Raw genomic sequence first — 13,244 nt, 5'->3', positions numbered from 1 at the left:
GTGATAAATCGCAGTCGATATGAGGCTAAGAAATTGCCGGATACGATGAACGGTATTCAAAAAATACCTTTTCTTTTGGGAAATTTTGTGGCGGAAAACTATATTCAGATGGTTGAAAGGTTTGATTATTTGCTTCGGTATTGAATCAATAATTCGTTCGCCCTAATCCTGTCGAATAGCTAGAGGGTTACCGGTAGTTTCAGTGAAATTTTACACATTTTCCTTGTGGAAAATTTCACTGAAATTATGTTTAAAATCCGTTATTCTTGAAATAATACTTTTGATGTTGATTTCTTTATTTTACGGAGTAATATCGAACTTTCTTTCTAGAGTCGTGTGTCCTTTACTGTAATTTTTGTTCGATACGTTGAAGGCTCATATAGCCCAGTATTTAGTGGTGCGAGAAACAGTAAAGTTATTCATAAAACGATAGGTGCAAACAGTAAATTCAAGTCTCGCCCATCAGAAATAGGGGTAATAATCCCTCTGCTGGGGGTAATGCCCGTCTTTTTTTACCGGCTAGGCAATGGTAGGCTTATATTTTGTCATTGAGACTCGAAAGTTCAATGGTCGTACAAGGGCCTTTTGCTGCGTTTTACCGCCAAATAGTATGAAACCGCCAGCGCTGAACAGGGGGCAAAGGCTGGATTTACTGGAATCTCTCATAAAGTTTATAACGATGAATAACCCCGTCTTTTCTTTCGTGGAAGAGGCAACATTTAACCACAGCATAACCATCAGGAGACCGCCATGAAAAAAATAAAAACGAACTACCTGGAACAATACGATGCCGCTGCCGATGCTGATAAATTCCCGCTGGTGCGCCGCTGGCTGGACACCGAACCGTTGCCGTTCTTCAAAGAATTGCGCGAAAATCGACCTATACTGGTAACTCCCGAATGTACCTTGGTGACACGTTTCGATGATGTCACTGAGGTGTTGAACATGCCCAAAATCTTCACCGTTGAGCTTTATATAGCGAAAATGGGCGATTACCTCATGTCGCATGACGACGATGCCTTGCATACCCGCGAAAAATCGCTGATGCAGGGCATGCTTAACCGCGACGACTTGCCCCAGGTGCGAGCCATGATCGCTAAAATCGCCAAGGACATTCTTGATGGCGCCAATGGCGGCATTGAAGTGGTCAATGATTATTGTCGTATGGTCCCTGCAATCTTGGTACAGGATTACTTCGGGTTGACGGGTGTTGACCGTAAGGATCTGATCGAATGGTCGTACTGGAATCAGTATGACAACTTCCACAATCATCCCTTTGATTTGTTGACGGAAGAAAAACGCCAGTACATCATTGACCATCATAATGAAGTCAGTAAGCACCTGAAAAAATATATCGCTGAACTGTTGGCGCGCCGGTTGCTGGCGGTAAAAGCGGAACAAGCCAAAAACATTGTGTTCTCAATGTGGTATTTTTTGTGCAAACTGGTGCGCCAATTCCTAGGCAAAAAAAATGACACATTGACCGACGACATCGTTACGCGGATGCTGCGTTCTAACTTTGCAGAAGCCGTGGATTTCGACCTCAAGCGTGTGGGATTCAACGCTGGCGGCTTGTTAATTGGTGCAATCGAGACTACCTCCCAAGCCGTCTCGCAGGTCATCCAATATTTGCTGGAACACCCAGAATGGCTCACTAAGGCAATCACTGCCGCGCAACGGGATGAACCCAAGGAATTCGATGCCATTGTCTGGGAAGCGCTGCGCTATGTACCGATTGCGGCTTACCTGTTCCGCAAGACCGCTAGTGAATATACGGTTGGCAAGTCTACGGATCGTGAAACGACCATTCATCCTGGCACTTATGTCTTGGCCTGTACGCAATCTGCCATGTTCGACCCGCTCATAAACGAAAATCCGGACGAATTCATTCCTGACCGCAATTGGTACCATCATTTCAATTTCGGTTTCGGTAGCCATGAATGTTTGGGCAAATACGTTGGCATGGTCATGATTCCAGAAATGGTTCGTCAGGTTTTACTAAAGCCAAGTTTGAAGGCGACTGGCAGTATTGACTATAAATCAGGGCCGTTTCCCGAACACTACGAGCTCAAGTGGAAGAATTAGCCTTAAATTTACTTTATATTCATTTGGTTAGGATGATAAGGGTAAATTTTGTAAGATGACAGCCGTGTTCAGGAAGGCAAAAAAATAACGAGTTAGCCTCCAAGTATTCCAATAGGGTCTATTCTTATACCGGTTATGGTCTAGTGATGATTATTTTCTTAAGTTAATCATTACAACGAACAATATGAGGCATAGTCTCATTGTTTGTTTATTTTTCATTAATTTAGATGCCACTGCGTGGAGAGACATGTCATGACAAGCGTGCATAATATCGAACACTTTGTTGTTTTGATGTTAGAAAATCGTTCTTTCGATAATTTGCTCGGTAGCTTGTATCCGAAATCCAAGAATTTCAACGGTGTTGATGGCAGTGAATCCAACAAAGACCGCTCAGGCAAAGTTTGGCCGCTGACTGTGACTAAGGGGGGCGATATTGCAGGCTTATCGGTGCCGAACCCTGACCCTGGCGAACTTTGGACTGACATGAACGAACAGATTTTTGGTTTTGGCCCGTTGGGTGAAGCCAAACCCACTAAGTTGCCGGAAGCGGTTGCTGCCAATATGAGCGGTTTTGTGGACAGTTACACCGATCCTAATGGGAAGCCATCGCGTGCGTCCTACGACCCACGCCAGATCATGAGCCGTTACGATCCCGATCGGGATGTCCCCGCATTGGCTGCGCTGGCGCGGCAATTTGCGGTTTGCGACTCCTGGTTCGCTTCGGCACCCTGTCAAACCTGGCCCAACCGGCTTTTCCTGCACACAGGTACTGCCGGAGGCTATGAAAACAATACACCTGACGCATTGTTTTTTAAGATGCCCACCGTGTTCGGTACGTTTGATAAGGCACCCTCACAGCCCAGTTGGTCGATTTATCATCATGACATTCCCCAGACACTGACGCTGCAGGAGCTTGTTGAGAAAGCCGACAAATTCCACCTGTTTGATACCTTTGTAAGACAGGCCAAAGAAGGTTCGCTGCCCAATTATTCCTTCATCGAACCGCGTTATTATTCGGATATTAAGTTTTGGCCGCCCAGCATTAACCTGCCCAACGACATGCATCCACCGCATGTCGTGTGCTTTGGGGATGGACTTGTCGCGAGTGTTTACAATGCCTTACGGAGCAACGAAGAAGCCTGGAAGAAAACCATGCTGATCATTGTTTTCGACGAACATGGCGGCTGTTACGATCATGCGCCGCCGCAAAGCGCAGTGCCGCCAGGCCCGGTCAAGGGAGACAATCCCAATCCGGTTTTCGGTTTTGACCGCTATGGTGTACGCGTTCCCGCTGTCATAGCTTCTCCCTACATTCAACCTGGTACGATCTTGCGCCCCAGCGACAATTACCCCGAAGACGGGACGACACCTTTTGACCATGCTTCGGTTATCAACACATTGCGGTTACGCTTCGATCTCGGCAAGCCACTGACAGCGCGGGTGCAAGCAGCACCTACGTTGGAGCGTGTCTTGAATTTGGCCGACCCTGTTAATTTAGGGCCCATAGAGATAAAGGCCTCTGAATGCAAGGTCGGCCTGCTCTATAAGATCAGGTCGCTGTTTGAATTATGGAACGATTTCCAAGCGAGTTTGCACGATGCCGCACGCAAGCTGCCTAAGGCCGACGACCATGGTCGCGCACAAGTCTATATTGACCGCCATGAAACCCAGTCTGATACAACGCAGCCAGACGGCGCGACAAGCGATTTTGGTGCAATCTGGCGTCATGCTTGGGATCAGATATTGAAGGCGGCGGGTTTGAAACGCTGACTTTAATGCGTTCTTAGATTGCCGCTCATGGTAGAAACGGAGATTTACAATATAGAGAAGAGGGATTTTACGATGGGTAAGGTAAAAGTAAGGTTTTACCTGCTTTGAAAAGCCTTTCGATTTAAGGATTGAACATGAATATCGATAAAACCATCAAAAAATATAAGAGTTTTAGATAATCGACAGGAATGGATCAGGGAACGCTAAGATAGCTTTTTAAATTCAAGGACTGGCTAGTGATAGAGTGATTACATAACAACTAACTACAAACAATCAGGGGGTGTAAAAATGAAAAATAATAACTTTAAATCGGGCATTATGGCATGTCTCGCCATTGCGTTAGGTTCATGTGCCTTACAACCGACTTCAGCAACGACAGCGGTATCGGGTTCGCCGCCGTTTACTATAGACCAGGGCAAAAAATGGACATCCGACGCGCGGAAAAGTTTTTATGTCCAGGATCAGGGCTCACAAATCATGCCCTTAAGTTGGATTCAGGCATTGAAACTGCCGGATGGAACGCCGTTTATGTCGGGCAGCCTCAGCCGATATGGTTATCTTCCTAATGACCACAGCCCCACTCCCGGCCTGCCTGTTGGCTTCACCACCAATGGGAGCGGTAGCGATAAGTCTATCGGTTTGACTTGTGCCGCTTGCCACACGCGGCAGATCGAGGTCGATGGCACGCCTTATCGTATTGATGGAGGCCCGGCAATCGTCAATTTCCAGAGTTTCCTCAGCGACCTTGATACGGCGGTTAACACCGTGCTCAAGGACGAGGTTACGTTTAATGCTTTCGCCAATACCGTACTAGGCAGTGCGTCAACACCAGACAAGATCAAAAAACTTCATGATGATGTCAGCGCATGGTTCTTGCGTTATGACACGCTGATTAAAGCCGCGTTGCCGGCAACTCCTTGGGGGCCGTCACGACTCGACGCGGTAACGATGATTTTCAACCGCCTTACCGGTTTGGATATTGGCCCGCCGCCCAGCTATATGATTGCCGGAAATATTAAACGTGCGGATGTCCCTGTGCGTTACCCTTTCCTGTGGAATGCACCCATCCAAGACAAGACGCAATGGCCCGGTTTTGCTGACAACGGTGACAAGGTGCTTGGGCTGTCCCGCAATCTCGGTGAAGTGTTTGGCGTGTTTGCGACATTCCATCCCAAAAAAGACCCTAATCGAGTATTGGGTGTAGATTACCTTGCCGACAATTCGGCAAATTTTGCCGGACTGGAAAAACTGGAAGATTTAATCGAAAAGATCGGTCCACCCCAATGGCCGTGGCCTGTCGATAAAAACCTTGCAGCCAAAGGCAAAGGCATCTACGAAAAGACTTGTGCGGCGGGATGCCATGAAATCAAGAAAGGAGCGTTTCGATCTTTCAGACATATAACCTGGGCCACGCCGCTCCAAGATGTCGGTACAGATTCCCGCGAATATGATGTGTTAGCCGGCATGGTTGACACGGGTGTGCTCAACGGTGCGGGTATCCCATTTCTTGACGACCCGTTAAAACCCAAAGATACGGCCTTTCATGTGTTAGGGTTGGCAGTAGGCGCATCCATCATCCAACAGGCTGAATCCATGTTGCCGGGTGGGGGGAAACACCTATCCGTGAAGGACAAGCTTAAAATGAAGTTGTCTAAGGCTTTTGCTAGGCCAGGTCTGGAACATCTTGGTTCCCTGAAAGGCGCATTCAAAAAGCCCGCTGACAAAACAACGACAGAACCCTTCAAATACGAATCCCGTGTGCTTGAAGGAATCTGGGCAACCGCGCCTTACTTACATAATGGGTCGGTACCGACGCTTGCGGAGTTGCTGAAACCTGCCGCCGAACGTGCGGCTTCATTCAAGATCGGCCCCGCCTACGATACGACCAATCTAGGCTTGGCGGCTGAGCAAACCAAGTTTGACTATACCCTCCAAACCACGGATTGTAGCCAGCGCAATTCCGGCAACAGCCGTTGCGGCCATGAGTTCGGCACAACGCTGTCTCCCGCGGATAAAAAGGCACTGCTTGAGTACCTGAAAATCCTGTAATATCAAAAATCGCTTACCCATCGGCAACACCGATGGGTAAGTATCTAGCCCAACGGATACATTTAGCTAGTGTGAAATTCAATGATGAATAACACACAAGTAATTTGCGTAGTTATGCAAGCAAATATAAATTTGATCTCACAGGTAAGCGTTTAAGTCCTGAACTGGTCAACAACCACGTATTCGTTATTTGTCGATTCATCCTATGGATGGCGTTGGCTTACATTGTTTAGTACACAGGGAAAACAAAATCAAAAATGTATTTTACGTTTGTAACTCGTTGTTAAACTGAAATAAAATCTATGGCAAAACGAGGCTGTAACAGTTTTTCAACCTTTTGGCTATTTCTTTGAGACGGTTATCACAAATTTACAAAGGCGTATTAGGGTTTTAATTTTTCTTGATTTATAGTTTCCATCACAAGTGGGGATTACCATTAGCCTGGAGGGGTATCGAAATGGATCAAGAAAAAGCGAAAACATACAAACCTGAGTTTAGGGATTTTTCCGTCAAAATGGCGATTGGTTCAGATAAGCCGATTGCTGAAACAGCCAGGGATTTAGGCATTAGTGCGAATACCTTGCACACCTGGATCAGTAAATATAGTCTTGCCAAACTGGTCGGCAATACCGCAGGGACTGACGATCATCTGTATGAAGAGATAAAGCGACTACAGAAAGAAAATGCCCTATTGACGAAAGAGCGCGATTTGTTAAGAAAAGCTGCGGCTTATTTTGAAGGTGTACTGAGTATTTAAGTTAGCTGGTTTTTACTGCTTTAAGATACTGCATTCCTTAAATCGACCAGCCTTAAAAAAGCCCAAAACTAGATGGGTGCAGAGGTTTAGGGCTTAATGCTTCGAGAAGCTCACAGGACTAAAGACAAGGTATTAATTCTGTCGTCACTAGCCGTGAGTTTGGCGTATAGCCAAACAATATGCCGAATCAACGTGTTCAAAAATTTGTCATAACTAATTGTTAAAAATATAAAAAATCAATTTTAAAGTTGACCGAAAACAATCCTGTGGATTACAAAATATTTCTTTGAGACTCTTGTCACAATTCTATTTAGGCCCATTTGGCGTTTGGTTTGTCTTGAATTATAGTTTTAACCGTGAATTTAAAGGGCGGGTTATACAATAATACGATGGGTGTTTGTACTTTTGTTCTTAGGGATAACCTGAAAAAATTAACGATAGCAATGATTGGGGATTTTAAGATGAGCGATTTTCAAAGAGATGTTTTTATTGGCATGATGTTTTTGGTCGGTATTTTTGGTTTTATTTCTGGTGAGTTTATTGTTTCAACACTGGTGTTTGCTTCAGCCGCCATTTTTAGCAATCTTGCTATCACCAAGCAACGCGGATAACAAACTCACTGGGCTTTGTGCCCGTTATGACTGAATAACCCGTTTTACAACGCGGAACAATCAACCAAGAGTTTACATGCCGTTATCTTTATGGACGCTTGTTTTGGTTTCATGCCAAAGCAAGCGGCTAAAATTAATAGGCAGCATAATGGATCAATTCAAACGTTCTAATTTCCTGTTTGCGGTTTAACAAAAAAACACACGATATTCCAATATATTGGCGTGATACCTTCATGGGTTATGGCTTGCTTTCTATTGCATCAATACACTTTAAAACATCCCCTGCTCATTTCGGTGGCGGCTAACTATCACGCGACAACCTAATCATTTGGGTGTGCGAAGTTAATAGGATAAACGATTTTAAAAATGCCCTTTAACAAGCTCAGGATGATGAATGGCTATTCATTGCTTAGTGGTGTTTCCGTTCGCGATGAGCCGTGAGTTTGTCTGGCGGTTAGGATCAAACCGCCTATTTCAACTCACACATCATAAGAAAACAAATCCACCGTGCCGCTGGCGATTTCTTCGTCCCACATGCGTTTGTCGTGTTCTTGTTCGCGTTGGATGATGGTCTCGTTATGCAGCCGGATCAATTTTTTGACCCTGACGACATCTTGATCCGGAAAGAAGTAGATTTTACGTGGATAAATATCGAGTAAGTCCTCTGCCACGATGGGTATGCGTTCACGCTTTAGATAACTGCGGACGAACTTCGCATTACGTTCGCCTACTTTGGCTACAGTGAAGCTGTTGATGAGGTTGCCGCCGCCGAAGATCTTGGCTTCCAGGTTCTTACGCTCTGCACCCATTTCCAGCAATTGATTGATGAGGACTTCCATTGCATAGCTGCCGTAACGGGCGGAAGTGGTTTGCCTAGGTTCACCAAAATCACTAATGGAGGGCAACATGAAGTGGTTCATGCCGCCGATACCGCTCACTTTGTCTCGGATACAGGCGGCTACGCAAGAACCCAGCACGGTGACGATAAGCATAGGGCGCACGGTAGCATAATATTCACCGGGCAAAATCTTGACCGCATCAATATTGAAATGGCTGTCGAAATAGAAATTAGGTTCGCGCGCTTTTTCGTATAGATCGGATATGGGCATGATTGGCTCAACTCAGGCGGCCGAGAGGGTCATTAGTTGCCGCTCCTCAACCGCGCTTGTTTGACTTGTGCGGAGAGTTCGTAAACTGTCTGCCCACGTAACTTAAACAGGTCGCTGGCATGGTACAAACTTTCCGAGTGGCCGGCAAACAGCAAGCCGTCCGATTCTAGCATCGGCTCGAAGCGTTGGAGTATTTTATATTGGGTGTCTTTGTCAAAATAAATCATGACGTTACGGCAGAACATGACATCAAACATTCCGCTAATAGGCCATTTTGTATCCAGCAAGTTGAGTTGGCGAAAGCTGATCAGGTCGCATAATTCCTTGCGTACTTTAACATTGTCAGCGTTACTCCCTGAGCCTTTAAGAAAAAACCGCTTGATGGTTTCCTGCGGCAGTTTTTCTATCCTATCCATGGGATAAACCCCGGCCTTGGCCTTATTCAGCACATTGGTGTCAATGTCGGTGGCGATAATTTCCACCGGTGGCTTATAGGTATTAAAAGCCTCCACCATAGTCATGGCCAAGGTATAAGGCTCTTCACCCGTGGACGAGGCCGAACACCATATCCGTATGGGGCGCTTTTTTAGGCTTAGCACATGGGTCTTAAGCAATGGGAAGTGGTGCGGTTCGCGGAAAAAGGCCGTCAGGTTGGTGGTGAGCGAGTTGATGAAGGTTTCCCATTCCTCGTCATGTTGCTTTTCCACCCGCACCAAGTATTCTTGAAATGTCTTCAGTCCTGTCGCACGTAAGCGACGCGCAAGGCGACTGTATACCATATCCATTTTGCTATCATTGAGCTTAATGCCGCTGTGTTTATACAACATGGCGCGGACGCGCTCAAAATCAGCCGGGGTAAATAAAAACTCTTTTTGGTCAGGATCTCGGCTCATTCGTTATTGTATCCAGGCTACGGGAGGTAGGGATGTAAGATCTTGTATCCTACATTAAACCATCCTTGCCGTTAAGAAAAAAACCCCGCCTTCCTGCTGGAGAAGGTCGGAGTGAGGAGAATTAAAAAGGGAAAAGTCTTTTAACTACCTCTTATGTAACCTTAGCAGTTGTCGTACTTACACCGTCCCCCAGCGGTCGTTCCCCTCAAGAGAGAAGGGGCTTAAGTGCTTAACTTGGCTGATTAGGATAGGACTATTGGTTTACCTTTCAACCCCAGCTAAACCTAAAACTCCTCCCACTCATCATCGTCCTGCTTGCTGGGCTTTGCGCTGGCGGCGGCCATTCGTGGCGCTGGCCTGGGCGCGACGATGGCCAAGTTGGCGCGGCGCGGGGCGGCAGGGGACTTGATGTCGGAATCCAGGCGGAACTGGGCGACGGTGTCCGCCAGGGTTTGGGCCTGCTCTTCCAGGGACTCGGCGGCCGCCGCAGCCTCTTCCACCAGGGCGGCGTTCTGTTGGGTGACTTCGTCCATCTGGGTGACGGCCTTGTTGACCTGGTCGATGCCGGAACTTTGCTCGGCGGATGCGGCGGCAATGCTGCCCATGATGTCGGTCACGCGCTTGACGGAGTTGACGATCTCGTCCATGGTCTTGCCCGCTTCGCTCACCAGCTTGCTGCCGTCCTCGACCTTTTCCACGGAGTTGCCGATCAATTCCTTGATTTCCTTGGCCGCCGCCGCCGAACGCTGCGCCAAGTTGCGCACTTCGCTCGCCACCACCGCAAAGCCGCGGCCTTGTTCGCCCGCCCGTGCCGCTTCCACCGCCGCGTTCAGCGCCAGGATGTTGGTCTGCAGGGCGATACCGTCGATGACGCTGATAATGTCCACGATCTTGCGCGAGCTTTCGTTGATGGAGTACATGGTGTCCACCACTTGCTGCACCATGCTGCCGCCCTTGGCGGCCACGTCGGAGGCGGTCAGCGCCATCTGGTTGGCCTGGCGGGCATTGTCGGCATTCTGCTTCACGGTGGAGGCCAGTTCTTCCATGCTGGACGCGGTCTCTTCCAGGCTGGCGGCCTGCTGTTCGGTGCGGTGCGACAAGTCGGCGTTGCCGGAGGAGATCTCCCTGGCGGCGGTGCTGATGGAATCCACGGCCGTCTTGACGGTGATGATCGGCGTGACGATGCTTTCCAGCGTGGCGTTAATGCCTTCGATGATCCTGCGGAAGTCGCCGTGGTGGTTGTTCACCTCGGCGCGGACTTGGATGCGCCCGTCCAGGGCGGCCTGGGACAGCATGTCGGTGTCGGCGATCAAGGCCTGGAGGTTGCTGCGCACCTGTTCAATCGTGTCGTTGATAAAGGACTTCTTGCCGGGGAATTGTTCCAGCGGGGCGTCAAAATTGCCCTCGCCGAATTCCCTGACGCAAGCCAGGGCCTTCCTGTTGAGTTCAATATGCGAGGAAATGACCGCGTTGATGTTGTTGGCCATGACACCGAAATCGCCCTTGAACATGTCGGCGGCAATCGTGACATCGATGTCGCCCTTGTCGTGCTCGTTCCTGACGTAGTCGCAGGAAGCGATGACCCCTTTCATGGTGCCGGCCAAGTTGTTGAGGCGTTTTTTGAGCTCGGCGAAATCGCCCTTGAACTCGGCCACAAGCGAGCCGTCCAGGTCGCCGCGCGAATATTGGGTGACCTTGGTGATGGTCTCCTGGACCGGTCCGACTATCGAATCGAGGGCGTGGTTGATGCCCGCGATGATCTTGCGGAAATCGCCGTGGTGGCGGTCGGCGTCGGCGCGTGCGGTCAGGTTGCCTTCCTGCGCCTGGGCGGCCAGCCAATAGGCGTCTTCCATCAGCGCCTTGAGGTCGCGGCGGACTTGCTCGATCGTGTCGTTGATAAAGGCTTTCTTGCCGGGGAACTGTTCCAGCGGCGCATCGAAATCGCCTTCGCCGAACGCCTTGACGCAGGCCATCGCTTTCTTGTTGAGCGCAAGATGGCCGGCGACCATGCCGTTCACGCCTTCCGCCATGGTCTTGTAGGCGCCTTGGAACTTGTCGGCGTCGATCATGGCCCCGATCTCGCCACGGTCATGCTCGGCAGACATGTGCTGCATGTCGGCGATGAAGCCTTTGAGGTTGCTGCATACCTGCTCAACAGTCACGTTGATAGCGGCACGCTTGCCAGGGAATTGTTCCAATGGCGCTTCAAAATTACCTTCGCCGAAGGCTTTGACGCAATCCATAATTTTATTCCTAACCGCAATTTGGCCGACAGCCATTGCATTGATTTTTTCGGCGATTTCCTTAAATTCACCGCCAAATTTACCGGCGTTAATGAAGGCATCAACATTACCTTTGTTATGCTCGGCTGCCATATAATCCATTTCGTCAACCAGGGCGTTGATCGTATCCTGCATGGGTTTGAGCGCTTCCAGCATCAAGCCGACTTCGTCATTATTTTCGACCTTGATGTTAGATTTTAGGTTGCCGGACGCAATCGCGTTGACCGCTTTGGATGCACGGGCTATAGGCCCGACGATACGCATAATTAGCAACCAAGCGCCCAATATGCCTACGAGCAAGCTGGCAATGCAGATGCCTATCATTAAAACAAAAATGGTGTTGAAGCGCGCTTTTGCTGTCAAATACTCCTGCTGGGCCACACGGGGTTGCAGTTCGCTTACGTCGTTTAAGGCTTTTTCCATTGCTGCAAAAACGGGCGGTGCCTGGTCTTTTAACAAAGGCTCAAGTTCAGCGAAATTTTGTGCCTTAAGCATCGTCAAAACGGATTTCATGAGGGGCGCATAAGCCTGTCGTGCTACCTCGACCTTGGCAACCAGTTGCTTTTCTTCCTCAGTCAAGAAGGTCGCCAAGTATTTAGCCCATAACTTGTCGGATTCAGCGGTGTTGAGTTCAATGATATTTATGTCGGCGGTGACTTCTGCTGCATCGTAGCGAAAAATCAGCGCCCGGTTCAATTTCGCACGGCTTGTCTGCATTAATACCCGGATATCCCCTAAGTCATTGCCTGGAATCAAGCGGTCTTCATAAACGGTAAGCAAAGAGGCATTGGATTTCTGGAGGCCATACAGGCCTATACTCGCAGTAGCAAGCAGGAATAGGACGATGATGCTTAAAATCGTCATCAATAATGATTTAATTTTTATGTTAGCAAACATTTTCTTTTTACCTCAAAAACTCTTGTAATTTAAAAATCGGGATCAAACCTAAGTGCTTGAGCAAACTTTCTAAAAGGCTTTCCCGACGTAACCATGATGCCTTTGAGAAAGACGGCTTTTTTTTCCCAACCTATCTCCTACTGGAGAGAATAGGGATGAAGAATTAAAAGGGAACAGCCATTATCAGGCGCGCCCTTTATCCTTGGTTCTGTGGCGCAGGCCCGATACTTGCTGCATGCGCACTTTCGCGATCCTTGATGGTCGCCGAAACCCGGCGGCCAACTAATGGCTTTCAGCGTATCCGTCCCTGTAGCCTGGATATTCGGCAATACCGGCCTATATGCCTTAACGTAGCTTCCTTAAAACTCCGACCATTCATCGTTGTTCTCAGGGCGTTGTGGCTTGGCGGCGATAATTGCTGCCCGTACCATAGGCTTGTGTTGCGGGGCAACACGGCGTGGGGCAGGGGAACGACTATCGGAATCGAGGCGGAACTGGGCGACGGTGTCTGCCAGGGTTTGGGCCTGCTCTTCCAGGGACTCGGCGGCCGCCGCGGCCTCTTCCACCAGGGCGGCGTTCTGTTGGGTGACTTCGTCCATCTGGGTGACGGCCTTGTTGACTTGGTCGATGCCGGAGCTTTGTTCTGCCGAAGCAGCGGCAATGTCGCCCATGATGTCGGTGACGCGCTTGACGGAGTTGACGATCTCGTCCATGGTCTTGCCCGCTTCGCTCACCAGCTTGCTGCCGTCCTCGACCTTTTCCACGGAGTTGCCGATCAATTCCTTGATTTC

The 13,244-nt window shown here is 48.8% G+C and carries 8 protein-coding genes and 2 pseudogenes; 5 read left to right on the top strand and 5 right to left on the bottom strand.

Features of this window, described 5'->3' with window-relative positions:
* The first annotated feature begins 750 nt into the window (after positions 1-750).
* From MGMO_RS04360 to MGMO_RS20270, 5 genes and pseudogenes are all read left to right on the top strand, one after another.
* Positions 751-2,085: a cytochrome P450 gene (locus MGMO_RS04360; protein ID WP_023493820.1), complete on the top strand. Its 1,335-nt coding sequence runs from the start codon at positions 751-753 to the stop codon at positions 2,083-2,085.
* Between the two features lie 252 nt (positions 2,086-2,337).
* The gene (locus tag MGMO_RS04355) at positions 2,338-3,855 is read left to right on the top strand and encodes an alkaline phosphatase family protein (RefSeq protein WP_023493819.1); all 1,518 of its coding nucleotides are present in this window, start codon (positions 2,338-2,340) and stop codon (positions 3,853-3,855) included.
* 288 nt (positions 3,856-4,143) lie between these two features.
* Positions 4,144-5,904 (top strand): di-heme-cytochrome C peroxidase, encoded by a 1,761-nt coding sequence (locus MGMO_RS04350; RefSeq protein ID WP_023493818.1) that lies wholly within the window; start codon positions 4,144-4,146, stop codon positions 5,902-5,904.
* A 457-nt stretch (positions 5,905-6,361) separates the two neighbouring features.
* A pseudogene (locus MGMO_RS04345) lies at positions 6,362-6,631 on the top strand (transposase); the annotation flags it as partial.
* 491 nt (positions 6,632-7,122) lie between these two features.
* Entirely contained in the window at positions 7,123-7,272 is a 150-nt protein-coding gene (locus MGMO_RS20270) for a hypothetical protein (RefSeq protein WP_023493816.1), read from the top strand.
* Positions 7,273-7,751: 479 nt separating this feature from the next.
* Here the strand turns inward: MGMO_RS20270 and cheD are convergent, their stop codons facing one another.
* The 5 genes and pseudogenes from cheD to MGMO_RS04325 all read right to left on the bottom strand — a co-directional run.
* Positions 7,752-8,381, bottom strand: coding sequence for a chemoreceptor glutamine deamidase CheD (gene cheD, locus MGMO_RS04340; protein WP_023493815.1), 630 nt, complete (start codon positions 8,379-8,381; stop codon positions 7,752-7,754).
* Positions 8,382-8,413: 32 nt separating this feature from the next.
* Positions 8,414-9,274 (bottom strand): CheR family methyltransferase, encoded by an 861-nt coding sequence (locus MGMO_RS04335; protein ID WP_023493814.1) that lies wholly within the window; start codon positions 9,272-9,274, stop codon positions 8,414-8,416.
* A gap of 284 nt (positions 9,275-9,558) precedes the next feature.
* Entirely contained in the window at positions 9,559-11,127 is a 1,569-nt protein-coding gene (locus MGMO_RS21045) for a methyl-accepting chemotaxis protein (RefSeq protein WP_407656495.1), read from the bottom strand.
* Between the two features lie 18 nt (positions 11,128-11,145).
* Positions 11,146-12,453, bottom strand: a pseudogene (locus tag MGMO_RS21040) (MCP four helix bundle domain-containing protein); the annotation flags it as partial.
* A 359-nt stretch (positions 12,454-12,812) separates the two neighbouring features.
* Positions 12,813-13,244 (bottom strand): methyl-accepting chemotaxis protein (locus MGMO_RS04325; RefSeq protein WP_036306843.1); only part of this gene is annotated, 432 nt, incomplete at its 5' end.

This window comes from Methyloglobulus morosus KoM1, from assembly GCF_000496735.2.
Taxonomy (GTDB): Bacteria; Pseudomonadota; Gammaproteobacteria; order Methylococcales; family Methylomonadaceae; genus Methyloglobulus; species Methyloglobulus morosus.
Note: the sequence above shows the minus strand (reverse complement) of the source record. Positions and strands in the feature narration are given on the sequence as shown.

Bases quoted from the DNA above. Each gene is read 5' to 3' on its own strand.
- MGMO_RS04360 (WP_023493820.1), top strand. From the start codon at position 751: ATGAAAAAAATAAAAACGAACTACCTGGAACAATACGATGCCGCTGCC.
- MGMO_RS04355 (WP_023493819.1), top strand. From the start codon at position 2,338: ATGACAAGCGTGCATAATATCGAACACTTTGTTGTTTTGATGTTAGAA.
- MGMO_RS04350 (WP_023493818.1), top strand. From the start codon at position 4,144: ATGAAAAATAATAACTTTAAATCGGGCATTATGGCATGTCTCGCCATT.
- MGMO_RS20270 (WP_023493816.1), top strand. From the start codon at position 7,123: ATGAGCGATTTTCAAAGAGATGTTTTTATTGGCATGATGTTTTTGGTC.
- cheD (WP_023493815.1), bottom strand. From the start codon at position 8,381: ATGCCCATATCCGATCTATACGAAAAAGCGCGCGAACCTAATTTCTAT.
- MGMO_RS04335 (WP_023493814.1), bottom strand. From the start codon at position 9,274: ATGAGCCGAGATCCTGACCAAAAAGAGTTTTTATTTACCCCGGCTGAT.
- MGMO_RS21045 (WP_407656495.1), bottom strand. From the start codon at position 11,127: ATGGAAGACGCCTATTGGCTGGCCGCCCAGGCGCAGGAAGGCAACCTG.